General features: G+C 61.0%; 25 protein-coding genes and 3 pseudogenes. 18 read left to right on the forward strand and 10 right to left on the reverse strand.

What is annotated here, in order from left to right; all coding sequences use genetic code 11:
* Positions 1 to 116 precede the first annotated feature (116 nt).
* The 12 genes and pseudogenes from ACQ4MM_RS08015 to ACQ4MM_RS08070 all read left to right on the forward strand — a co-directional run bounded on the left by ACQ4MM_RS08015 (position 117) and on the right by ACQ4MM_RS08070 (position 5,407).
* Positions 117 to 410: an SGNH hydrolase domain-containing protein gene (locus ACQ4MM_RS08015; RefSeq protein WP_431476882.1), complete on the forward strand. Its 294-nt coding sequence runs from the start codon at positions 117 to 119 to the stop codon at positions 408 to 410.
* A gap of 10 nt (positions 411 to 420) precedes the next feature.
* Entirely contained in the window at positions 421 to 879 is a 459-nt protein-coding gene (locus tag ACQ4MM_RS08020; protein WP_431476724.1) for a DUF6328 family protein, read from the forward strand.
* 361 nt (positions 880 to 1,240) lie between these two features.
* On the forward strand, positions 1,241 to 1,765 hold the full coding sequence (locus tag ACQ4MM_RS08025; protein WP_431476883.1) for a sensor histidine kinase: 525 nt from the start codon (positions 1,241 to 1,243) through the stop codon (positions 1,763 to 1,765).
* Between the two features lie 248 nt (positions 1,766 to 2,013).
* Positions 2,014 to 2,535 (forward strand): hypothetical protein, encoded by a 522-nt coding sequence (locus tag ACQ4MM_RS08030; protein ID WP_431477007.1) that lies wholly within the window; start codon positions 2,014 to 2,016, stop codon positions 2,533 to 2,535.
* Position 2,536: 1 nt separating this feature from the next.
* A pseudogene (locus tag ACQ4MM_RS08035) lies at positions 2,537 to 2,611 on the forward strand (hypothetical protein); the annotation flags it as partial.
* A 64-nt stretch (positions 2,612 to 2,675) separates the two neighbouring features.
* The gene (locus tag ACQ4MM_RS08040) at positions 2,676 to 2,798 is read left to right on the forward strand and encodes a hypothetical protein (protein WP_431477008.1); all 123 of its coding nucleotides are present in this window, start codon (positions 2,676 to 2,678) and stop codon (positions 2,796 to 2,798) included.
* A gap of 668 nt (positions 2,799 to 3,466) precedes the next feature.
* Positions 3,467 to 3,773: pseudogene (locus tag ACQ4MM_RS08045) on the forward strand (histidine kinase).
* Positions 3,736 to 4,110 (forward strand): sensor histidine kinase, encoded by a 375-nt coding sequence (locus ACQ4MM_RS08050; RefSeq protein WP_431476719.1) that lies wholly within the window; start codon positions 3,736 to 3,738, stop codon positions 4,108 to 4,110. The pseudogene ACQ4MM_RS08045 and the gene ACQ4MM_RS08050 overlap by 38 nt, the downstream one beginning before the upstream one ends.
* Positions 4,107 to 4,262 (forward strand): hypothetical protein, encoded by a 156-nt coding sequence (locus ACQ4MM_RS08055; RefSeq protein WP_431476884.1) that lies wholly within the window; start codon positions 4,107 to 4,109, stop codon positions 4,260 to 4,262. The genes ACQ4MM_RS08050 and ACQ4MM_RS08055 overlap by 4 nt, the downstream gene beginning before the upstream one ends.
* Positions 4,247 to 4,804 carry a LytR/AlgR family response regulator transcription factor gene (locus ACQ4MM_RS08060; RefSeq protein ID WP_431476885.1) on the forward strand — a complete coding sequence of 186 codons (558 nt, stop codon included), beginning with the start codon at positions 4,247 to 4,249 and terminating at the stop codon, positions 4,802 to 4,804. Before ACQ4MM_RS08055 ends, ACQ4MM_RS08060 begins: the two co-directional genes overlap by 16 nt.
* The gene (locus ACQ4MM_RS08065) at positions 4,804 to 5,031 is read left to right on the forward strand and encodes a response regulator (RefSeq protein ID WP_431476886.1); all 228 of its coding nucleotides are present in this window, start codon (positions 4,804 to 4,806) and stop codon (positions 5,029 to 5,031) included. Before ACQ4MM_RS08060 ends, ACQ4MM_RS08065 begins: the two co-directional genes overlap by 1 nt.
* Before the next feature lie 67 nt (positions 5,032 to 5,098).
* Positions 5,099 to 5,407 carry a LytTR family DNA-binding domain-containing protein gene (locus ACQ4MM_RS08070; protein WP_431476887.1) on the forward strand — a complete coding sequence of 103 codons (309 nt, stop codon included), beginning with the start codon at positions 5,099 to 5,101 and terminating at the stop codon, positions 5,405 to 5,407.
* Between the two features lie 168 nt (positions 5,408 to 5,575).
* Here the strand turns inward: ACQ4MM_RS08070 and clpA are convergent.
* Positions 5,576 to 7,881: pseudogene (gene clpA, locus ACQ4MM_RS08075) on the reverse strand (ATP-dependent Clp protease ATP-binding subunit ClpA).
* The gene (gene clpS, locus ACQ4MM_RS08080; protein WP_055937573.1) at positions 7,878 to 8,180 is read right to left on the reverse strand and encodes an ATP-dependent Clp protease adapter ClpS; all 303 of its coding nucleotides are present in this window, start codon (positions 8,178 to 8,180) and stop codon (positions 7,878 to 7,880) included. Before clpS ends, clpA begins: the two are co-directional and overlap by 4 nt.
* Positions 8,181 to 8,508: 328 nt before the next feature.
* Between clpS and cspE the strand changes: the two genes are divergently transcribed.
* Complete coding sequence (gene cspE / locus ACQ4MM_RS08085; protein WP_055937397.1) at positions 8,509 to 8,712, forward strand: transcription antiterminator/RNA stability regulator CspE; 204 nt, start codon at positions 8,509 to 8,511, stop codon at positions 8,710 to 8,712.
* A 52-nt stretch (positions 8,713 to 8,764) separates the two neighbouring features.
* On the forward strand, positions 8,765 to 9,295 hold the full coding sequence (locus tag ACQ4MM_RS08090; protein ID WP_431476888.1) for a GNAT family N-acetyltransferase: 531 nt from the start codon (positions 8,765 to 8,767) through the stop codon (positions 9,293 to 9,295).
* Here ACQ4MM_RS08090 and ACQ4MM_RS08095 read toward each other — a convergent pair.
* The 3 genes from ACQ4MM_RS08095 to ACQ4MM_RS08105 form a co-directional block, all read right to left on the reverse strand.
* Positions 9,292 to 9,828, reverse strand: a complete 537-nt coding sequence (locus ACQ4MM_RS08095) for a hypothetical protein (RefSeq protein WP_431476889.1) — start codon at positions 9,826 to 9,828, stop codon at positions 9,292 to 9,294. The genes ACQ4MM_RS08090 and ACQ4MM_RS08095 overlap by 4 nt on opposite strands.
* Positions 9,829 to 9,897: 69 nt before the next feature.
* Complete coding sequence (locus tag ACQ4MM_RS08100; protein ID WP_431476890.1) at positions 9,898 to 10,596, reverse strand: LytR/AlgR family response regulator transcription factor; 699 nt, start codon at positions 10,594 to 10,596, stop codon at positions 9,898 to 9,900.
* The gene (locus ACQ4MM_RS08105) at positions 10,593 to 12,236 is read right to left on the reverse strand and encodes a histidine kinase (RefSeq protein ID WP_431476891.1); all 1,644 of its coding nucleotides are present in this window, start codon (positions 12,234 to 12,236) and stop codon (positions 10,593 to 10,595) included. Before ACQ4MM_RS08105 ends, ACQ4MM_RS08100 begins: the two co-directional genes overlap by 4 nt.
* A gap of 134 nt (positions 12,237 to 12,370) precedes the next feature.
* On the opposite strand from ACQ4MM_RS08105, the gene ACQ4MM_RS08110 reads away from it, so the two are divergent.
* Entirely contained in the window at positions 12,371 to 14,377 is a 2,007-nt protein-coding gene (locus ACQ4MM_RS08110; protein ID WP_431476892.1) for a serine hydrolase, read from the forward strand.
* 49 nt (positions 14,378 to 14,426) lie between these two features.
* Here the strand turns inward: ACQ4MM_RS08110 and icd are convergent, their stop codons facing one another.
* Positions 14,427 to 15,680 carry an NADP-dependent isocitrate dehydrogenase gene (gene icd / locus ACQ4MM_RS08115; RefSeq protein WP_431476893.1) on the reverse strand — a complete coding sequence of 418 codons (1,254 nt, stop codon included), beginning with the start codon at positions 15,678 to 15,680 and terminating at the stop codon, positions 14,427 to 14,429.
* A gap of 102 nt (positions 15,681 to 15,782) precedes the next feature.
* On the opposite strand from icd, the gene ACQ4MM_RS08120 reads away from it, so the two are divergent.
* Positions 15,783 to 16,346 (forward strand): pseudouridine synthase, encoded by a 564-nt coding sequence (locus ACQ4MM_RS08120; RefSeq protein ID WP_431476894.1) that lies wholly within the window; start codon positions 15,783 to 15,785, stop codon positions 16,344 to 16,346.
* 80 nt (positions 16,347 to 16,426) lie between these two features.
* Positions 16,427 to 16,711: a hypothetical protein gene (locus ACQ4MM_RS08125; protein ID WP_431476895.1), complete on the forward strand. Its 285-nt coding sequence runs from the start codon at positions 16,427 to 16,429 to the stop codon at positions 16,709 to 16,711.
* An 88-nt stretch (positions 16,712 to 16,799) separates the two neighbouring features.
* On the opposite strand, the gene rpsT is transcribed toward ACQ4MM_RS08125, so the two are convergent.
* Positions 16,800 to 17,066 (reverse strand): 30S ribosomal protein S20, encoded by a 267-nt coding sequence (gene rpsT, locus ACQ4MM_RS08130; RefSeq protein WP_055937377.1) that lies wholly within the window; start codon positions 17,064 to 17,066, stop codon positions 16,800 to 16,802.
* A 172-nt stretch (positions 17,067 to 17,238) separates the two neighbouring features.
* On the opposite strand from rpsT, the gene murJ reads away from it, so the two are divergent.
* Positions 17,239 to 18,789 carry a murein biosynthesis integral membrane protein MurJ gene (murJ, locus tag ACQ4MM_RS08135; RefSeq protein WP_431476896.1) on the forward strand — a complete coding sequence of 517 codons (1,551 nt, stop codon included), beginning with the start codon at positions 17,239 to 17,241 and terminating at the stop codon, positions 18,787 to 18,789.
* Positions 18,790 to 18,801: 12 nt separating this feature from the next.
* Here the strand turns inward: murJ and ACQ4MM_RS08140 are convergent, their stop codons facing one another.
* Genes ACQ4MM_RS08140 through ACQ4MM_RS08150 form a run of 3 tightly spaced genes read right to left on the reverse strand, consistent with a single transcriptional unit; the run spans position 18,802 to position 20,406 of the window.
* Positions 18,802 to 19,602 (reverse strand): type II secretion system protein, encoded by an 801-nt coding sequence (locus ACQ4MM_RS08140; protein WP_431476897.1) that lies wholly within the window; start codon positions 19,600 to 19,602, stop codon positions 18,802 to 18,804.
* Positions 19,568 to 19,942 (reverse strand): type II secretion system protein, encoded by a 375-nt coding sequence (locus ACQ4MM_RS08145; protein WP_431476898.1) that lies wholly within the window; start codon positions 19,940 to 19,942, stop codon positions 19,568 to 19,570. The genes ACQ4MM_RS08140 and ACQ4MM_RS08145 overlap by 35 nt, the downstream gene beginning before the upstream one ends.
* On the reverse strand, positions 19,936 to 20,406 hold the full coding sequence (locus tag ACQ4MM_RS08150; protein ID WP_431476899.1) for a prepilin-type N-terminal cleavage/methylation domain-containing protein: 471 nt from the start codon (positions 20,404 to 20,406) through the stop codon (positions 19,936 to 19,938). The genes ACQ4MM_RS08145 and ACQ4MM_RS08150 overlap by 7 nt, the downstream gene beginning before the upstream one ends.
* Positions 20,407 to 20,408 lie beyond the last annotated feature (2 nt).

Here is a 20,408-nt window from a genome sequence, read left to right on the forward strand (position 1 = left end):
CACCGATACCAAACGGGCCGCCATCTGGGCTTCCTACAAGACGATATTGAACCGCTTTATCAGCGCAGGCAAACACGTGACCGTGGTACTGCAAGCGCCCTGAACTGCCGCGCCAGGTGGATAAGCTGATACGCCAGGCCGACGACCCGCGCACCGTGGACGGCGTCAGCATGGACTGGTGGCATCGCCGAAGCGCCTATGTCGAGCAGCGCTTGGGTGAACTGCCTGCCGGCGTGCGCATCCTGCGGCCCGAATCGCTGTTCTGCGATGCCGCGCGCTGCTACGCCGTCAAGGACGCCAAGGCCCTGTATTTCGACGACGACCACATGTCCACCTACGGTGCGGGACTGGTGGCACACAGGCGTCGTGGCGGGGCAGCCGCGCGCACTGCGAAACCGGCTGCCCACTAGAATCGGCGGCATGGACCAGCACACCGAAAGAGAGTCACTGAAAGAACAGATGGGGCGCATCATTGAAGAGGCGCGCATGATATTGCCTGGTATCCAGACCCTGTTCGGTTTCCAGGCCATTGCCGTCTTCAACGAGCGCTTCGAAAAGCTGCCGGTCTACGCCCAGGACTGTCACGCCGCCGCCCTGGCACTGGTGGTGGTAGCCATTGCGCTGGTCATGCTGCCTGCCGCCTACCACCGCCTGGCGGAACCGGGCCAGGTTTCCATGCACGCGATCAAGATCTCCTCGCGCGCCATCTGCTACGCCCTGGCGCCACTCGCCGCCGGCTTGGCGCTGGACATTGCGGTGGTGCTCTACATGGTGACCGGCAGCGATGTGGGCAGCGCCGCCGGGGGCCTGGCCGCCTTCCTGCTGTTGATCTGCACCTGGTTCGTCTTTCCCCTGCATGCGCGCCGGCACCGTCGCTGAGCAACCGCCCGTCATCCATTTCGACCACTCGTCATGTCGCTTGCAACTGCGGCGGACTGGATACGGTATGCTCCCAACCCATGAAAAGAGAACATTATTATTGGCTGCTGCAGGCGCTCGGGGTGGAGCCGGTGTGTCGCCCTGTTCGTAGCCGTCGTCAATAAGCTGCACGTCACTTACTTTCCGCTTGCCGCCTGGTGCGGGCTGGGCGGCCTGGCCTTGACCGCGCTGTGGCGGCACCTCTGCAACTTCCGGCTTAAGCGCGGCAAGCAGCTTAGCTGGCAAGCCGCAGGCCTTTCTGCAGCCGCCATGGGCCTGCTGCAAACTGTCAGTAACACCGCCATCGATTATCACGTTTCCGGTGCAAAACTGGTACGTCGGCAGCCCCGTGTGGTTCATGATGCTGCTGTCGTTCTGGATTGGCGTCATGCTGGCCTGGAATGTCTGCTACATGGCAGCCTTGTCCCTTCGCCGCAACCAACGCCTGGAGGCGGAAGCGCTACTGCTGGAGTCAGAAACCTTGCGCCTCGAAGTCCTGGCCAAGGATGCGGAATTGCGCGCACTTCAGGCCCAGGTCAACCCGCACTTCTTCTTCAATAGCCTGAACAGCGTACGCGCACTGCTCTACCAGGATATCGGCTCCGCAGCCAATATGATCGATCAGTTGGCCACCCTAATGCGCTACACCCTGGTCTCCAGCTACAACGATTGCGTTCCCCTGCAAGAAGAACTGGGCGCAGTCAGAGCCTACCTGGCGATCGAAAAAATCCGCTTCGAAGAACGGCTGCAGTTCGGCATCGACGTGGAAGCGGACATGGAAACCATCACAGTACCGCCGATGGCGCTGCAAACGCTGGTGGGAGAACGCGGTGAAATATGGCGTTGAACAATCCTCCAGCGGCAGCGCAATCAAGATTCGTGCGCAGCGCGCCGGAGGAGCGCCGCCATCATCGAGGTCGCCAACCGGGGCAGCCTCCAGCCAAACCGTCATTCGACCGGCGTTGGGGTCAGCAATGCCCGCAAGCGCCTGGTGCTGTCCAAAGGCGAACATGCCACCCTGGACCTGGCTGAAAACGATGGCTGGGGTGCGAGCCACCCTGCGCTTCCCTATCGCAGCATAAAGGAAACGACGACATGGACCGTCAACGCTCCCTGATCTCCCGCCTTGGCTGGTTCGCTACACTGCAAACCGTAGGCTGGGGAACACTGTTCCTGCTGCTCATCCTTGGCAATGGCCGCTATACGGACGCCAAATTGCTGACCGCATTCATCCTGGTGTTTGGCTGCGGCTGGATGTTGACCAACGCGTGGCACCGTCTCTTCAAGTCGTGGCGCTGGAACCGCCATGGCAACGACTGGCGCCTGCCAGTGGTGGCTGCGCTGGTCTTGGCGCCGTTGCAGACAGCTATCTCTGAGCTGGCCACCTACATCTACTCACCGGAGATGGCCGCAGCAGGCCGTTCGGAACGCATTCCAATGGACCTGGCCTTCTGGTGTGCGGTCATGCTGGGCTGGACCATCTGCTACATGGCGGCTGTCGCCCTGCGTCGCGCCTCGCGGCTCGAAGCGGAAGCGCTGCGGCTGGAAGTGCTGGCAAAGGACGCAGAATCTGCGCGCCCTGCAATCCCAGGTCAACCCACACTTTTTCTTCAATAGCCTGAACAGCGTCCGTGCCCTGATGTACGAAAACATCGACAATGCCGCCCACATGGTCGACCAGCTTGCGACCCTGATGCGCTACACGCTCATGTCGACCTTTAGCGATTGCGTGCCGCTGCAGCAGGAACTGGGATGCCGTGCGCGCCTACCTGGACATCGAGAAGCTGCGCTTCGAGGAACGCCTGCGCGCACACTTTGAAATCGACGCCGGCATGGCGCACGTCACGATCCCGCCGATGACTTTGCAGACCCCTGGTTGAAAATGCGGTCAAGTACGGCGTCGAGCGCTAGTAGTACCGATGGCAGCGAGATCCGCATCATTGCGCGCCAGTCTGGCCAGCATGCGGTGATCCAAGTCACGAACCAGGGCACGCTGCTCGCCAATACCGGCTCGGACCCGTGTTGGCATGGGCAATGCGCGCAAACGGCTGCAACTCGCCAAAGGCGAGCAGTCCAGCCTGGACCTCAGCGAAGATGATGGCTGGATACAGGGCAACCTTGCGCTTTCCGCTCACCGCCTGACATACACAAACATGGAACCATCGCAAAAACCGCTGCTGGGCCCAGGATCAACTGGTACTGGATGCTGCAAGGACTCGGCTGGGGTGCTGTCACCGCCTTCGTCCTGCTGGTCAACGGACCGTTCCTGGAAAAAACCAGGCGCAGTCCTGACCTGCATCCTGGACGGAGTCAGCGGAATGCTGCTGACGGACTTATGGCACCGCTACATGAAGCTGCGCGACTGGAACTCGCGCCGGGCGGACTGGCGCCAGCTCGCCGTGGGCCATTTTCATTCTCGGCCCATTGCAAACTGGCGAGTGTCACGGTCATCGCGCGCACGCTGGTCGGCGCCGCCGACGGCGGCAGCTGGTTGCCGATGCTGTTCCTGTTCTGGTCCGGCATCATGCTTGCATGGCAAGTATCGTATATGGCTGCCACGGCCTTGCGCCGCGCCAACCGCTTCGAAGCGGAAGCGTTGCGCCTGGATGTGCTGGCCAAGGAAGCCGAATTGAAAGCCCTGCAAGCGCAGGTCAATCCCCATTTCTTCTTCAATAGCCTGAACAGTGTGCGCGCGCTGATTTTTCGAGAACCAGCAATCGGCCGCGCAAATGATCGACCAGTTGGCGACACTGATGCGCTACACGCTGGCTTCCAGCTACGCCGACACCGTGCCGCTGAAAGAGGAGATGGAGGCCGGTGCAGTCCTACCTCGCCATAGAAAAGATACGCTTTGAGGAACGCCTGTGCGTAGCGATTGACATCGCCGGCGGCATGGATAGCGTCGCAATCCCGCCGATGGCGGTGCAGACGCTGGTCGAGAACGCGGTCAAATACGGTGTCGAGCAAAGCAGTGTCGGAACGGAGATCCGCATCAGCGCCAGCCATGCCAATGGCCGTGCCTTGATTGAGGTAGCCAACCGCGGCGCACTGGCCAAGCTTGGCAATTCAACGCGGGTCGGCCTGGCCAACGCCCGCAAAAGACTGCTGCATGCCAAGGGCGGTAGCGCCAGCCTGGACCTGGTCGAACGCGATGGCTGGGTGCGCGCTAGCCTGACCTTCCCCTTGTCATGATGATGCGCGTGCTGGTCGTCGACGATGAACGGCTGGCCCGCAAGGAACTGCGCCGCCTGCTGGCCGGCCACCTGCACCTGGAGGAATCGTCGGGGAAGCGGCCGGCGTTGCCGACGGCATTGCGAAAGCCGCCGCTTTGGCGCCGGACCTGATCCTGCTCAATGTGCAAATGCCGGACGGCAGCGGCTTCGACCTGCTCGATGCGCTGGACGACGTGCCGGAAGTCATTCTCACCACAGGCCATGGCCCTTGCCAGGCCGACTACCTGCTCAAGCCGATCCATCCGCAACGCCTCGCTGCCGCCCTGGAACGTGCCGCTGTCCGTACCGGCATGGGCAAGAAGCCGCGCAGGCTGTTCATCCGCGATGGTGAACGCTGCTGGTTCGTGCGCCTGACCGATATCCGCCTGTTCGAAGCGGATGGCCGGCACACGCGAATCTATTTCGACGGCGGTTCGCCTTTGATTGCCCGCCCACTGTCGCTGCTGGAGGAAATTGCTCGATCCGCAGCAATTCTTCCGCGCCAGCAGCCGCCATCTGGTCAACCTGGCCGACGTCGACCGCATCGTACAAACAGCCGGCGGCTCGCTCGCATTGAGCGTGGCAGGCATGGCGGTGGAAGTCGTGTGCTGGCAATCCCAAAATCGATGTATGCTCGCCAGCGACCAGTTCATCCAGAGAGCAGAACAACATAATGCGCGTCCTGATTGTCGACGACGAACGCCTGGGCGCGCGCCGAATTGCGGCGCATGCTGGCCTACCACACTCGGGCGTCACCATCGTCGGTGAAGCCGCCAATGCTGCGGAAGCTGCGTTGCAAATCGCCGCCTTGCAACCAGACTTGCTGCTGCTGGACGTGCAAATGCCGGGTGGCAGCGGCTTCGACCTGCTGGCCACGCTGGACGATGCGCCGGAAGAGTAATTTTCACCACTGCGTTCGACCAGTACGCCCCTGGCAGGCCTTCGAAGCGAGTGCGCTTGACTACCTGATGAAGCCGATCGAACCGCAGCGGCTGGCTGCGGCATTGGAGCGCGCGGCCGCGCGGCTCGGTCCTCGCGCCGACACCCAGCGCGGGCTCCACGCAAATTGTTCATCCGCGACGGAGAGCGCTGCTGGTTCGCTGCGGCTGGAAAATATTCGCCTGTTCGAATCCGAGGGAAATTACACCCGTCTCTACTTCGACGGCGCGGCACCCGCTTCTGGCGCGCTCCCTGCTGCAAACTGGAAACAGCGACTCGACCCGCAGCAATTCTTCCGCGCCAGCCGCCGCCACATCGTCAACCCTGGACCGCAGTAACGGGCATCGACAACGGCGAAGGTGGCACCATGGCCTTGCGCATCGACGACATGACGGTGGAAGTATCGCGCCGCCGCGTGGCAGCCCTCAAGCAATTGCAGGAGTTCTGATCACATAAAAAAAAACCCGCTCAGTCCTTGAGCGGGTTTTCTGAAGCGGCTAAGCCGCTTATTCGACTTCCACGGTTTCCGGCGGTGGCGTTTGGCGCCGCCATCCGGCTCCGGGAACTCCAGCTTGATGCCTTCGGCCTCGTCCAGGGTCGACGATCACCCGGCCGCCTGACACCAGCCGGCCGAACAGCAGTTCGTCGGCCAGCGCCTTGCGGATCATATCCTGGATCAGGCGCGACATCGGGCGCGCACCCATCAAAGGATCGAAGCCCTTCTTCACCAGGAACTTGCGCAGTTTCTCGCTGAAGATGGCTTCCACCTTTCTTCTCGTGCAGTTGCTCCTCCAGCTGCATCAGGAACTTTGTCGACCACGCGCAGGATGATTTCCTCGTCCAGCGCACGGAAGCTGATGGTCGCATCCAGGCGGTTGCGGAACTCCGGCGTGAACATGCGCTTGATGTCCGCCATCTCGTCGCCCGCTTCCTTGCTGTCGGTGAAGCCGATCGAACGTTTCTGCAGGCTTTCGGCACCCGCGTTGGTGGTCATGATGATGATCACGTTGCGGAAGTCCGCTTTGCGGCCATTGTTGTCGGTCAGCGTGCCGTGGTCCATCACCTGCAGCAGGATATTGAAGATATCCGGATGCGCCTTCTCGATCTCGTCCAGCAGCAGCACGGCGTGCGGCTTCTTGGTGATCGCCTCGGTCAGCAGGCCGCCCTGGTCGTAACCCACATAGCCGGGAGGCGCACCGATCAGGCGGCTCACCGCATGGCGCTCCATATATTCCGACATGTCGAAGCGGATCAGCTCAATGCCCAGAATGAAGGCGAGCTGCTTGGCCACCTCGGTCTTGCCGACGCCGGTCGGACCGGAGAACAGGAAGGAACCGATAGGCTTGTCCTGCTTGCCCAGGCCGGCGCGCGACATCTTGATCGCCGAAGCCAGTGCATCGATCGCTGGGTCCTGGCCGAACACCACATTGCGCAGGTCGCGGTCGATGGTGGCCAGTTTGCTGCGGTCGTCCTGGTTGACGGTCTGCGGCGGGATGCGCGCGATCTTGGAGATGATTTCCTCGATCTCGGTCTTGCCAATGGTTTTCTTCTGCTTGGACTTCGGCAGGATGCGCTGGGCGGCGCCCGCCTCGTCGATCACGTCGATGGCCTTGTCCGGCAGGTGGCGGTCGTTGATGAAGCGCGCCGCCAATTCGGCAGCGGTGGTCAGCGCCGACGACGAATACTTCACGCCATGGTGTTCCTCGAAACGGGACTTCAGGCCACGCAGGATCTGCACGGTCTGCTCCACGGTCGGCTCGTTCACGTCCACCTTCTGGAAGCGGCGGCTCAGCGCATGGTCTTTCTCGAACACGCCACGGAATTCCGTGAAGGTGGTCGCGCCGATGCACTTCAGCTGACCGTTCGCCAGCGCCGGTTTCAGCAGGTTGGACGCATCCAGCGTGCCGCCCGACGCCGAGCCGGCGCCGATGATGGTGTGGATCTCGTCGATGAACAGGATGCCGTTCGGGTTGTCTTTCAGCTGTTTGAGCACTGCCTTCAGGCGCTGCTCGAAGTCACCACGGTACTTGGTGCCGGCCAGCAGCGCGCCCATGTCGAGCGAGTAGACTACGGCGCCGGACAGTATTTCCGGCACGTCGCCTTGTGTGATGCGGTAAGCCAGGCCTTCCGCGATAGCGGTCTTGCCCACGCCGGCTTCGCCCACCAGCAGCGGGTTGTTCTTGCGGCGGCGGCACAGTACCTGGATCACGCGATCCACTTCGTCTTCGCGGCCGATCAGCGGGTCGATCTTGCCCTCGGCGGCAGACTTGTTCAGGTTCTGGGTGAACTGGTCCAGCGGCGACTCCTTGGCCTGGCCTTCGGGCACGGTGCCCTCTTCCACGCCCTCCGATGCCTTGCCGGAATCCATTTGCTGGTCCTTGCGCACGCCGTGCGAGATGAAGTTGACCACGTCCAGGCGGGTGACGCCCTGCTGGTGCAGGTAGTAAACCGCGTGCGAGTCCTTTTCACCGAAGATGGCCACCAGCACGTTGGCGCCGGTCACTTCCTTCTTGCCGTTGGAAGCCGACTGCACGTGCATGATCGCGCGCTGGATCACGCGCTGGAAACCCAGGGTTGGCTGGGTATCCACTTCGCCGGTGCCGGGCACGGTCGGCGTGTTATCGCCGATGAAGTTGGTCAGCGTTTTGCGCAAGTCCTCAATATTCACTGCGCAGGCGCGCAGCACCTCGGCTGCCGATGGATTGTCAAGCAGCGCCAGCAGCAAGTGCTCCACGGTAATGAACTCGTGCCGTGCTTGCCGCGCTTCGACAAACGCCATATGCAAACTTACTTCCAATTCCTGCGCAATCATACTTCCTCCATCACACATTGCAGGGGATGCCCCGCCTTGCGTGCATGCGTTAAAACAAACTCCACTTTGGTTGAAGCTATATCTTTAGAGAAAACGCCGCACACGCCTTTGCCGTAGCGATGGACACTCAGCATAATTTGTGTGGCCGTTTCCCGGTCCTTATTGAAATACTCCTGGATGATGGCGACGACAAACTCCATCGGAGTGTAGTCGTCGTTTAAGAGCGCCACCTGGTACATAGGTGGCGGCTTTATTGCCTGCCGTTCCAGGACGGTTTCGGTGTCATGCTTGGTTGCCATACGCTTATATTCTAATGCTTTCAGACTAGTTGCAACGCCCATTTAAGAGGGCCATTTCCACCAGTACTCATCTTACGCGTTTTCGCCGATTGCCGCAGATGGCGGTCAGCTTGGCCAAAATCAAGGGGCCGAAAAAAAAGCTGTTGCAAAAAGCTCACCATGTGCTAGTGAAAGCGCTTGACATTAAAAATTGTTCCGCCAACAATGCCATATCGACCTTGTGCAGATCTGTACATTCGTTGGTAAGAAGTGAGTTGTCGAGGAGGGGGCAGGAAGCTTCTTGCTTTTATGGCTCGTGTGATTCGTTTTTAATGAAGGTTTTTTTAATATGGCAACTGGTACCGTTAAGTGGTTCAATGACTCCAAAGGTTTTGGCTTCATCACTCCTGATGATGGCGGCGAGGATTTGTTCGCACACTTTTCCGCTATTAACATGAACGGCTTCAAGACCCTGAAAGAAGGTCAAAAAGTGCAGTTCGAAGTCACGCAAGGCCCTAAAGGCAAGCAAGCTTCCAACATCCAATCCAGCTAAACCTGGCTTCGGATAAGCAAAAGCCCCGCCCCGCGGGGTTTTTTTTTCGCCATTGCCGCTGAAAAACTATGCCGATTTCGTCATGCAAATTCGCACCCTCAGCTTAGCTGATGCGCCCGCCCTGCTCGCTTTCGAACTCGCCAACCGCAATTGGTTCGAATCGCAGGTCGATGCGCGAACGCCAGACTTTTACAATCTGACCGGCGTGGCCGGACATATAGAGGACTACCTGGCCCGCTATTCAGCCGGCAGCATGCATCCTTGCCTGCTGCTCGAAGATGGGGACATTATTGGCCGCTGCAACCTGAAAGATATCGACCGCATCGGCGGGCGGGCCGAAGTCGGCTATCGCATTGCTGCCTCGGCCATCGGCCGCGGCCTGGCTGGCGCCGCGCTGTCGCATTTGATGGAACTGGCGTATGGACGGTGGGAGCTGGCCGGCCTTGACGCCCACGTCACCATCGCCAATGCTGCCTCCGCCCGTGTGCTGGAGCGGGCCGGATTCATCCTGGCCGGCCCCTCGCCTATCGTCGCCCTTGTCGCGGAGCGGCAGCTAGCTTGCCTTCATTACCGGCATCACTAAAAAAGCCGGCTGGCCATGTTAGCGACCAATACCACAATGCCGACGGCCATGCCGACCATCCAGCGGCTGAAAGCATCCTGTCGCCGCGACAATTCCAACAGTCGAGCCTCCTGCCGCCTTTCCGATTCGACCATTTGCGCTTGCAGCTGGCACGTCAACGTCTTCATGTTGTCATCCTGCCGCTGAGCAGCCTCGGCAAATCGATCGGCAGTCCTCTGTTCGGACTCGGCAAACCGTTCGGCAGTCCTTTGTTCGGACTCGGCAAACCGTTCAGCAGTCCTTTGTTCGGACTCGGCAAAACGCTTGGCAGTCCTTTGTTCAGACTCGGTAAAGCGCTCGGCGATCCTCAGGTCGGCTTCGGCAAAGCGGGCAGCCATGTCGGAACGCACCAGGGCAAATCCACTGTCCATGTGCTGACGTAACAAAGCCAGTTCGCAATTGAGGGTTTCCACCTTTTTCTCCAGCTGGTGAATGCGCGCGTCCTTATCATCTTCGGACGGACACGCTTCATCGTCAAGCAAGCTCTGCGACATGAACGGCCTCCTGTCGGGGTGGGAACGCTCCATTCTCCATTCCGCCGCGTGCAGGCACTTTGCGCTATCTCAGAGTTTTGCCAACGCGCTCCTGACTGCGGGATACAAGCTGCGCGAGACCGGTATGCCCTGCTCGACAAGCGTGTCGATCAGGTACTTGCCGCCAGCTTCTATATGCAGGCGGACAAAATGGCGCATATTCACGGCATAAGAACGATGCACGCGCAAAAAGTTTGCAGGCAGCGCCGCCATCAGCTTATCCAGCGGACTGTCATGGAAGTGTCCACTGCCATCACACATATGGACCCGCGTATAGTGCCCATCGGCGCGGATATGGCTGATTTCGTCGAACGACAACAATTCAATGCATCCCATCTTCTTGATGATCAGCGAGCGCGCCTCCCCATGCGCAGCGCGATCGGCATAGCGCTGAAACGCCCGGTGCAGGCGGGCCTGGCTGAATGGTTTGGCGACAAAGTCAAGGACACCGAAGTCAAAGCCATGTACCGCCCGCTCGGGGTAGGCCGAGACGATGATGGTACTGAACCTTCCTTTGTTGACCAATTCCAGCAGACGGAAACCATCGTCCCCATGCAGGTTCAGGTCGAGTAGCAGCAGGTCGACCTCCCCGGCACGCAGCACGGCCAGTACCTCGTCGACATCCTCGCCCAGTGCAAGCTTACCCAGTCGCGCCCCAAAAAAGCCACGTACCTCCCGCTCCAGCCGTTGGGCGATCAGGGGTTCGTCTTCCACAATCAGAATATTCATGCGGGAATCCTGATCGTCGCAAGCCAACGGCCATCCTGGCGTACGGCTTGGTAGCTGGCCTTGTCGGCAAAAGCCTCGCGCAAACTATTGAGGATATACGCCGAGCCGGTCCCTCGTCCGTGATGCTTGCGCTTTTCCGCCAAGGGCATCGTCAAGGATAAGGAAGCGCCATCGCCGCCGCGTGCGATAGCCATTTCGAAAACCAGGTCATCCCGGTAGCGGTTGTGTGAGAACGCATTCTCCAGACAAGTCAGCAACACCGCCGGCGGCAGGCAAAGGGCACCCGGCTCACCGCTGACTGTCAGCGCGCATGGTCTTTGCAGCCTTACCGCCATGATGGCCAGATAGTTATGGCACAACTCCAGTTCCCGGGCCAACGGAATCGTCGCCTGGTTTGCATAGTCGCCCAGCATGCGGAATTCGCGCCCCAAGGCCTCGATAAACTGTTCCGCCTGCACGGGTGACTGATGTACCAGCTCGCTAATCAGGCTTAATGAATTCATGAGGAAATGCGGCTGCATGCTTTTTCGAAGCAGTTGATTCTCAAGGCGCGTCGCCAGCATCGCTTTCTCGCGGTCGCGAATGAACTGGCGCAGCAGCTGCCCGAGAATGGTGAGCAACAGCAGCACCACCACCAGCGCAAATCCGGTTTCGGAAAAGAAGCCGGTACCAGGAACCAGCCACAGAGCCAGCGACAGAAACGCCACCGCCAGGCCGGTACGGCTGCCGGGAATACCCCGCCTCATCGCCAGCAAGTTGATGCCAACGCTCGCAACCAGCGCCGCGCTGAACATCAAGGCTGCCTTCGCATCAAAATGGAGTCCGGTCGCCCCGATGGCGGCGACTGCCAGTGCCACCGCTCCCGCCACCAAGCGCTTGTATCGCAGGCCGTAGGCGACCAGGAAATAAACAGGCAGCAGTAGCGCAAACACGCCGGTCAGCACCTGGACTGCCACGAGCCTGGCCAGGTGAAATCCATACTCGTACCCGGCTACGCCGCGCCAGGCCTCGACCACGAGCAGCAGGCTGGCGGTTGCGCACAACGCGAAAAAGACCAACCATGAGGCGCGCCACTGATACGCCAGCAGCAATACCAGGAACAAGCCCGCCACCAGGCCAAGCGCTCCTGCCAGCACGATCGGCAGCAGTTTGCCGCTAGCGCCCGGCACCGTGTCGTCTATCGAGATGTCATAGAACTGCTCCTGGATGCTGTCGCTGCCATGCCAGGTCGACAGCTTCAAAACCAGGCTATGCTGTCCAACGGCCAGTTGATCCGGCGACAGCACCATAACGTAATCAATCCGCCCCTGCCGCTCACCTGGCGCCGTATCCGCCGGCACGCCGTTCATTCCGACACGGATGCCATCCAGGTAGATTTCACTCGACGCAAGCATGGACAGCCGCAAATACTGCGGGCGATCCGGTTGGCGGGTAGTGGTGAATTGCGCCTGGAGACAATGAAACTGGCGCGCGCGCAGGGCATCGAATGAAAAGCCTGCCGACGCAGCGCCCGGCGCGCGGCCGCACTCGGAAAATTGACCGACGACTTCGTGGAACGACAGGCCGTCCAATGGCACGGAGGCCATAGCCCGCCAAGGGACCAAGAGCAGCAGGAAGCACAGCGTGAGAAGTCGCGTCATGCGGGCATTGTAGCGAACAACACTCCCATGCTAGTGCGATTGGCGGCCCGCCAGTGCAGTTCGTGCATTTTCACCTGCTGGCGGCCAGCTCGCCGCCTAAAATTCGCCAGCCCTGACAACTCGCAATCTCGCATATGCGCCAATCCTGCCCGTTTTTCCTGCTTGCCGCCCTGCTCCTGCCTGCACAAGCCGCGCCCGTCGCACATCAGCCAAGCCGGGCTTTCGAACGTTTCGTGCGCGCAGAGATGGCCGCGCGCAAAATCCCAGGCCTGTCGATCGGCTATGCGCAGGACGGTATTACCTGGGCCAAGGGCTACGGCTTCGCTGACCTGGAGAACAACGTTCGCGCGCACGCCGACTCAAGCTACCGCCTGGCTTCAGTGACCAAGCCGATGACCGCCGTTGGCATCCTGCGCCTGGTTGAACAAGGTAAGGTCGACCTTGACGCTGAAGTGCAAACTTATGTGCCCTACTTTCCGCGCAAGCCCTATCCGGTCACGGTACGCCAGCTATTGGGCCACCTTGGCGGTATCAACGCCTATGTCAACCCGCGGCTAGAGCAGCATTTCAAAGAGCACAAAGATACGCGGCAGTCGCTGGCAGTATTCCAGGACTTCGACCTGGTGGCCGAACCCGGCACCCGCTACCGCTACACCAGCTACGGCTATAACTTGCTTGGCGCCGTTATCGAAGGAGCATCCGGCCAGACCTACAGTGAATATATGCAGGGAGCGATTTGGGGGCCGTTGGGAATGTCGGCCACCCGGCTCGACGACCCGCTCGCCCTGATTCCAAGGCGCGTACGCGGCTACCAGCTGGAGGGCCGCCGGCTCGCGCACTCGGAATTCGTCGACATCAGCAGCCGGTTTTCGGCTGGCGGCACGCGCTCAAGCGTGAGCGACATGCTGCGTTTTGGCCAGGGCATCACCCAGGGGCGCCTGCTGTCCGCCGCCAGCCTGACACTGATGGGCACCTCGATGGTCACCAAGGCCGGCAACTTGACCGGCTATGGCATGGGCTGGGAGACCCGCCCACTGGATGGCAAGTACGTCATTTCGCACGACGGCATACAGCCTGAAACATCGACCCACCTGTTCGTATTTCCTTCGCGCCGCCTGAGCATTGCGGTAGCGGCCAACCTGCAGCGCGTCGAGCTCACTGACTTTGCCAGCCGGCTGTTTGAAAACGTGACGGGAGAGGCTTGGCAGCTTGCCCCCTATATTCGCCAACCAAGCTTGCGTCCCCTTTACCAGACGATGCAAGGCCTTTACAACGAGGGACGCAGCCACGTCGAAGCCGGCAGGCCGCCGCTGGTCGACGATACTGCCGAAATCGACTCCGCGTTCGCGGCCCCCGCCCCCAGTGTTTCGCAGCTGCGTCTTGCCGGCAGCGTGATGGCGCAAGCATTGGCCGACAGTGGCAAGAACCTGGAGCGCTATTCCAACATCGGCGCCATCGGCTTCTGCAAGGACTACATCGAACTGTATCGCCGCAATCCAGCGATCCCGCAAGGGCAACGCTTCTCGCCAACGTTCGAACAGGCAGTCAGCGCGCTGCATGCCGACTGGTCCCGCGCAAGTCGCACCGCCCGGCCGTGGCTTGAAGGCGCCCCTGCAATCGCCAAGCTGGGCAGGCAGATGCAAGCGTTCCGTGGCACGCAAGCGTATCCCGATTACACCGTGCAGTTGCGCGAGATCGCGCTGCGCCTGCTTGGAAGGGACGAGAACGGAACGGCAATGCAGGCGGCGCAGCTGGCTCTGGATTATTACGGCGATACCGATGCGGCACTGAGCTTGTATGGAGCGGTCGCGATCCTCGGTGGCAGGGCAGATCCGGGCAGACGCGCATTGCAGGCGGCCTTGTCGAGCACCCCTTCAGGTGGCGCCAGCCCGGCAGCCTTGAACAGCTTGGCTTACGCAGTCGCCGCCCAGGGTGGCGACGCCATCCCCTTGCTCGTGGCAGCTGTCGAGCTTCATCCGGGCGACGCCAACCTGCGCGACACGCTGGGTGAGTTTTACGCACGCATCGGCGCCAGGGACAGAGCCCTCTTGGCCTACCGGCAAGCGCTGCAGCTCAATCCGAACTATCCGAATGCCGGCGCTGCGAAAGAACTTGTCCGGGAACTCAGCTCGGCAAAATAAAACCCCGCCTCCTTGCGGATAGCGGGGTTTCTGCAGGAGCGAACTCGCCTTACATTTGCTCGATCATCACGTCGCCGAAGCCGGAGCACGACACCTGGGTCGCGCCCTCCATCAGGCGGGCGAAGTCGTAGGTGACTTTCTTGGAGGTGATCGCCTTCTCCATCGACGAGATGATCAGGTCGGCCGCCTCGGTCCAGCCCATGTGGCGCAGCATCATTTCAGCCGACAGGATCAGGGAACCTGGGTTCACATAATCCTTGCCTGCGTACTTAGGCGCGGTGCCGTGGGTCGCTTCGAACATGGCCACGGAGTCCGACAGGTTGGCGCCTGGAGCGATACCGATGCCGCCCACTTGCGCTGCCAGCGCGTCGGAAATGTAGTCGCCGTTCAGGTTCAGCGTGGCGATCACAGAGTATTCCGCTGGGCGCAGCAGGATCTGCTGCAGGAACGCGTCGGCGATCGAATCCTTGACGGTGATCTCGCGGCCGGTCTTTGGATTCTTGAACTTGCACCATGGGCCGCCGTCGATCAGCTCAGCACCGAATTCTTTCTGCGCCAGCGCGTAGGCCCAGTCACGGAAGCCACCTTCGGTGTACTTCATGATGTTGCCTTTGTGGACGATGGTCACGGACGGCTTGTCGTTGTCGATCGCGTACTGGATCGCTTTGCGCACCAGGCGCTCGGTGCCTTCGATCGACACCGGTTTAATGCCGATGCCCGAAGTTTCAGGGAAGCGGATCTTTTTCACGCCCATTTCCTTGGTCAGGAAATCGATGATCTTCTTGGCAGCTTCGGTGCCTTGCTGGTACTCGATGCCGGCGTAAATGTCTTCCGAGTTTTCGCGGAAGATCACCATATCGGTCTTCTCAGGCTCGCGTACTGGCGAAGGCACGCCTTTGAAGTAGCGCACCGGACGCAGGCAGACGTACAGGTCCAGCTCCTGGCGCAGGGCCACGTTCAGGGAACGGATGCCGCCGCCGACCGGGGTGGTCAGCGGGCCCTTGATCGACACCACATAATCCTTCAGTACCTTCAGGGTTTCTTCCGGCAGCCACACGTCCGGGCCGTAGACCTTGGTCGACTTCTCGCCGGCGAAGATTTCCATCCAGCTGATCTTGCGCTTGCCGCCGTAGGACTTGGCGACAGCTGCGTCGACCACCTTGATCATCACCGGGGTGATGTCGACGCCGGTGCCGTCGCCTTCCAGGTATGGAATGATCGGGGTGTCAGGCACGGTCAGGGAATAATCGGCGTTAACGGTGATTTTCTGGCCGTCGGCTGGTACTTTGATATGTTGGTACATCGTGTTCTCCGAAGAAGGGTTTTGGCAGTCTTCTATAAGACATAAGACACTGGCGTTCCACATTATGCACCAGTATTTTACTGGGCGCTATACTACCAACCTATGCCTCTGATACTTTTTAATAAACCTTTCCAGGTATTGTGCCAGTTTTCCCCCTCGGGAGATAAAGAAACCCTGGCCGATTACATCAAGACCCCGAACGTCTACCCCGCCGGCCGCCTCGACTACGACAGCGAGGGCTTGATGCTGATGACCGACGACGGCAAGCTGCAGCACAAGATCGCCCACCCCGACCGCAAGGAAGCCAAGACCTACCTGGTACAGGTGGAAGGCGTGCCGGATGCTGCGGCCATGGCGCGCCTGCAAGCGCCGCTCGACCTGGGCGACTTCACCACCCAGCCCTGCAAGGCGGTGCGCATCGCCGATCCCGAGTGGATCTGGCCGCGCAATCCGCCGATCCGCCAGCGCGCCGACCAGCCCACCTGCTGGCTGGCGCTTACCCTGCAAGAGGGCAAAAACCGCCAGGTGCGCCGTATGACGGCGGCCATCGGCCACCCCACCCTGCGCCTGGTGCGCTCGGCGATCGGCGGCATCTCCCTGGCCAGCCATCCGCTGATGCCGGGCGAGTGGATGGAGGTCTCGCCGGACGACGTGGATACGCGCTAAACAAGTCAACCGGGCAAGTCGCGGCAGCGTTGATGAATCAGGTTCACCAGAACCTTCATCCACTATAAAAGGAGTTCGTCATGTCTAAGACTACTGTCGCGCTGCTTGCCTCCCTGCTGTCCCTCTCCGCTTTCGCTGCCGATCATCATATGAAAGGCTCGGCATCGGCTTCCGCCGCGGCGTCGGCGGCATCGATGGCCTCTGCCGCGCCAATGGCTTCCGCCGCATCGGCCGCCTCCGCCGCTGCTTCGGACGCAGCATCCGCCAAGAAGTCAGCCAAGAAAGCCAAAAAAGCCGCTTCTGCCGCCGCCTCCGCTGCCGCATCGGCAGCCTCCGCCGCTTCCATGGCTGCTTCGATGAAGTAAGCACAAAGCGAAAAACCCGCTATGGCGCAATGCCAAGCGGGTTATTCCGGTACACCTGTTTGGCGGCTAATGCCGCCAGCACACGAACTTAGGCGGACAGTGCCTTCAGGGCAGCTGCCAGACGGCTCTTGTGACGAGCTGCCTTGTTCTTGTGGATGATTTTCTTGTCAGCGATCGAGTCGATGGTCGACACGGAAGCCTGGAAGATGGTGGTAGCAGCAGCTTTGTCGCCAGCCTGGATAGCCTTGCGAACTGCTTTGATAGCGGTACGCAGGGTCGAACGCTGAGCGGAGTTGTGAGCGTTTTGCTTAACTGCTTGACGAGCGCGTTTGCGCGCTTGTGCGGTATTTGCCATTTGAGAATCCTAATTCGTTGTCAAAGTTCGTTTGCAAACAATAGCGTTTGCCAAACCGGTGCGGTGTTTTCAGAGCCGGCTGAACGTCGCTGCCTGCCATACTGAATTCTGTACAGCCTTAAATTATAACGGGGTTTTGCTGCCAGGGCAATTCAAAATATAATCGCCCTCCATGAACCTGCTCAAAACCCTCGCTGCCATTTCCAGCATGACAATGCTGTCCCGCATCACGGGACTCCTGCGCGACATCCTGTTTGCCCGCGCCTTCGGCGCCGGTGGATTGACCGACGCCTTCTACATTGCCTTCCGCATCCCCAACCTGCTGCGCAGGCTATTCGCCGAAGGCGCATTTTCGCAGGCATTTGTGCCAATGTTGGCAGAATACAAAGGCAAGCAAGGCGAGGAAGCCACCCGCACCCTGGTCGACCATGTGGCGACCGTGCTGGTCTGGGCTACCCTGTTCACCAGCGCAGTCGGCATTATAGGCGCTCCCCTGTTCGTCTACCTGATTGGTTCGGGCTTGAGCAAGGATCCTGAATCCTTCGACGCGGCGGTCTGGATGACGCGCCTGATGTTCCCCTACATCGCGTGCATGTCCTTTGTCGCGCTCTCCAGCGGCGTGCTGAATACCTGGCGCCACTTCAAGATCCCTGCCTTCACCCCGGTCCTGCTGAATATCTCCTTCATTGCCGCGGCCCTGTTCCTGGCGCCGCACCTGAAGCAGCCGGTCTACGCCATGGCGATTGCCGTCATGGTGGGCGGCATCCTGCAGGTCGTGATCCAGGTGCCTTCACTGGTGAAGATCGGCATGCTGCCGCGCCTGTCCTGGAACCCGCGCGCCGGCCTGGCCGATCCGGGCGTACGCCGCGTGCTGAAGAATATGGGGCCCGCCGTGTTTGCGGTCTCCGTGGCGCAAATCAGCCTGATGATCAACACCACCTATGCGTCCTGGCTGGAAGAAGGCAGCGTCTCCTGGCTGACTTTCGCCGACCGCCTGATGGAATTCCCCAACGCCTTGCTGGGCGTGGCCCTCGGCACCATCCTGCTGCCAAGCCTGTCCAAGGCCAGCCAGGAGCAGGACCATGCCGAGTACTCTTCCCTGCTGGACTGGGGCTTGCGCCTGACCTTCCTGCTCGCCCTGCCGGCTGCCGTCGGCATCGCAGTACTCTCGCTGCCGCTGATCGCGACCTTGTTCCATCACGGCGAATTCTCGGACAAAGCGGCCATCATGTCGGCGCGGCCGCTGCTCGCCTACGCGGTCGGCCTGATCGGCATCATTCTCGTCAAGTCGCTGACGCCGGCTTTCTATGCCCGCCAGGACGTGCGCACGCCGGTGCGCATCGGCCTGTTCGTGCTGGTAGCCACCCAGCTCATGAACCTGGCCTTCGTGCCGGCGTTCAACGTGGCCGGCCTGGCGCTGTCGATCAGCGTGGCAGCCCTGCTCAACGCCGCACTGCTGTTCCGCGGCCTGCGCCAGAAAGGCATCTATGTACCGCAGGCGGGATGGTCGGCGTTCTTCGCCAAGCTGGTGGTGGCGGTAGCCCTGATGGGTATTGCGGGCTGGTTCGGCGCGCAGCAGTTCGACTGGCTTGGCATGCGCCAGCATTCGATCCTGCGCGCTGGTGCATTGTTCCTGGTGGTCGGCAGCTGCGTACTGGTCTACTTCGGCACTTTGTTCGCGCTCGGCTTCCGCCTGCGCGACTTCAAACGCCGCGCAAAATAAGACGGTCCGGCCTCAACGCCGCGGCGGCGGCGGTGGCGGCTCTTCGCGCGACTGGTCGCCGGACTGCTCCGGCGGCTCGGCTGGCGGCTCCTGCGGATCCTGGGGCTCGGGCGGCGGCTCTTGCGGCGGTTCCGGCGGTTCAACCGGCTGCGGCGGCTCTTGCGGCGTGCCCGGCTTGCTGCCCGGTTGCGTGCCATTCAAACCACCAGGCTCGGTGCCCGTCACGCCCGTCATCGGGCTCCCCGGCTGCATGCCCGAACCCGGCTTGGCCGGCTGGCCCGGCTGCTGGCCTGGCTGCTGGCCATCGGATCCCTTGGCTCCCGCAATCTGCACGCCCTCGCCGCTGAACTTCCAGTCGGCCAGGCTGGTCTTCCCCTCAAAGGCCACGAAGCGCGGCGGGAAATTGCCGATCTTGATCGGCGTCGCTTTCGACAGGCTGTAAATAGCCAGGATGCCGCCGTTCTCATTGGCCTTCACCAGTCCCCACTCGGCCTTGCCCGTCATCGGGTCGACATACACGCGGCGCAAGTGGCGGCGCAATTGCGGGAAGCGCGGATCCTTCAGCAGTTCGGCAAAAGACTTCGGATAATTGGGCTGCCCCTCGGGCGTGGCGGCGGCATAGCTGGCCAGGGCATTGCTGTACTCCATGCCGATATCGAGCAGGGCTTGCTCAGCGGCCGCGCGTTGCATGGTGGTGCCAAGGCGCAGCGACGTGGCGCCTACCAGGCCGATAATCGCCACCAGGATCACTACGCTGACGTAGGTGAACCCGTGCTGCCTACCACTCCGAATATGGCTTGCCGCTGCGGTCATTGCCTGGCGCTCCGCTCTTGATGTCTGCCACCCCGCCTTTGCCCACGTCGTCCGGCGGCACGATGGTCCAGCCATCGTTTTTTTCCGTGATCGGGTCGATCGGCAACGCGCGCAGGTACTTCTTCTCCACCAGCTGCTCCAGGCTATCCGGGAAGCGCCCGGTATCGCCGTAATACTGGTCGATGATGGCGCGCGTGCTGCGCAGGTTGTCGGCCAGTATGGTTTCCTTGGTCTTGTCCACGCTCGGGAAATAACGCGGCACGGCGAGCGTCAGCAGCAAGGCGATAATGCCCAGCACCACCAGCAGCTCGATCAGCGTGAAACCCTTCTTGTTCACCATTTCTTGTAAGGCACGCCGTTCAGGCCTACCTGCTCCGAAGTCGAATACACGTCAAAAACATCCTCGCCTTCGCGTGGATCGTCGGCCTCGCTGGCGTAGCTGCGCTTGCCCCAGCTCTGGCCATTGCTGGCATTGGAATCCGAGTTGAACGGGTCGCGCGGGATGCGGCGCAGGAAGTAGATCTTGGCCCGCTTCGGACTGCGCAGGTCGACCACGCCTTCCACCAACACCTCCAGCGTGCGCGGGTAACCGTTGCCGGTAATGGACTTGGCGATGCGCCCTTCATCGTAGGCGGTCTTGTAGTCGTCCAGTGCCTTGCGCACCACGTGCAGCGCGCTGCGCAGCTCCTGCTCGTTGCGGCGCTGGACCACGGTCTGGCCGACCGGGATCGCCAGCGCGGCGAGCAGGCCAAGGATGGCCAGCGTCACCAGCAGTTCGATCAGGGTGAATCCGCGCGCGCGCATGC

The organism is Massilia eburnea (assembly GCF_050709955.1).
Classification (GTDB): Bacteria; Pseudomonadota; Gammaproteobacteria; order Burkholderiales; family Burkholderiaceae_D; genus Rugamonas; species Rugamonas eburnea_A.

Excerpts from the sequence above, each read along its gene's own strand:
- ACQ4MM_RS08095 (WP_431476889.1), bottom strand. The coding sequence starts at position 9,828 with ATGTCGCAGAGCTTGCTTGACGATGAAGCGTGTCCGTCCGAAGATGAT.
- ACQ4MM_RS08140 (WP_431476897.1), bottom strand. The coding sequence starts at position 19,602 with ATGACCGCAGCGGCAAGCCATATTCGGAGTGGTAGGCAGCACGGGTTC.
- ACQ4MM_RS08100 (WP_431476890.1), bottom strand. The coding sequence starts at position 10,596 with ATGAATATTCTGATTGTGGAAGACGAACCCCTGATCGCCCAACGGCTG.
- ACQ4MM_RS08055 (WP_431476884.1), top strand. The coding sequence starts at position 4,107 with ATGATGATGCGCGTGCTGGTCGTCGACGATGAACGGCTGGCCCGCAAG.
- ACQ4MM_RS08120 (WP_431476894.1), top strand. The coding sequence starts at position 15,783 with ATGCCTCTGATACTTTTTAATAAACCTTTCCAGGTATTGTGCCAGTTT.
- ACQ4MM_RS08065 (WP_431476886.1), top strand. The coding sequence starts at position 4,804 with ATGCGCGTCCTGATTGTCGACGACGAACGCCTGGGCGCGCGCCGAATT.
- ACQ4MM_RS08030 (WP_431477007.1), top strand. The coding sequence starts at position 2,014 with ATGGACCGTCAACGCTCCCTGATCTCCCGCCTTGGCTGGTTCGCTACA.
- clpS (WP_055937573.1), bottom strand. The coding sequence starts at position 8,180 with ATGGCAACCAAGCATGACACCGAAACCGTCCTGGAACGGCAGGCAATA.
- ACQ4MM_RS08145 (WP_431476898.1), bottom strand. The coding sequence starts at position 19,942 with ATGGTGAACAAGAAGGGTTTCACGCTGATCGAGCTGCTGGTGGTGCTG.
- ACQ4MM_RS08070 (WP_431476887.1), top strand. The coding sequence starts at position 5,099 with ATGAAGCCGATCGAACCGCAGCGGCTGGCTGCGGCATTGGAGCGCGCG.
- ACQ4MM_RS08125 (WP_431476895.1), top strand. The coding sequence starts at position 16,427 with ATGTCTAAGACTACTGTCGCGCTGCTTGCCTCCCTGCTGTCCCTCTCC.
- ACQ4MM_RS08020 (WP_431476724.1), top strand. The coding sequence starts at position 421 with ATGGACCAGCACACCGAAAGAGAGTCACTGAAAGAACAGATGGGGCGC.
- murJ (WP_431476896.1), top strand. The coding sequence starts at position 17,239 with ATGAACCTGCTCAAAACCCTCGCTGCCATTTCCAGCATGACAATGCTG.
- ACQ4MM_RS08110 (WP_431476892.1), top strand. The coding sequence starts at position 12,371 with ATGCGCCAATCCTGCCCGTTTTTCCTGCTTGCCGCCCTGCTCCTGCCT.
- ACQ4MM_RS08105 (WP_431476891.1), bottom strand. The coding sequence starts at position 12,236 with ATGACGCGACTTCTCACGCTGTGCTTCCTGCTGCTCTTGGTCCCTTGG.
- rpsT (WP_055937377.1), bottom strand. The coding sequence starts at position 17,066 with ATGGCAAATACCGCACAAGCGCGCAAACGCGCTCGTCAAGCAGTTAAG.
- ACQ4MM_RS08150 (WP_431476899.1), bottom strand. The coding sequence starts at position 20,406 with ATGCGCGCGCGCGGATTCACCCTGATCGAACTGCTGGTGACGCTGGCC.
- icd (WP_431476893.1), bottom strand. The coding sequence starts at position 15,680 with ATGTACCAACATATCAAAGTACCAGCCGACGGCCAGAAAATCACCGTT.
- cspE (WP_055937397.1), top strand. The coding sequence starts at position 8,509 with ATGGCAACTGGTACCGTTAAGTGGTTCAATGACTCCAAAGGTTTTGGC.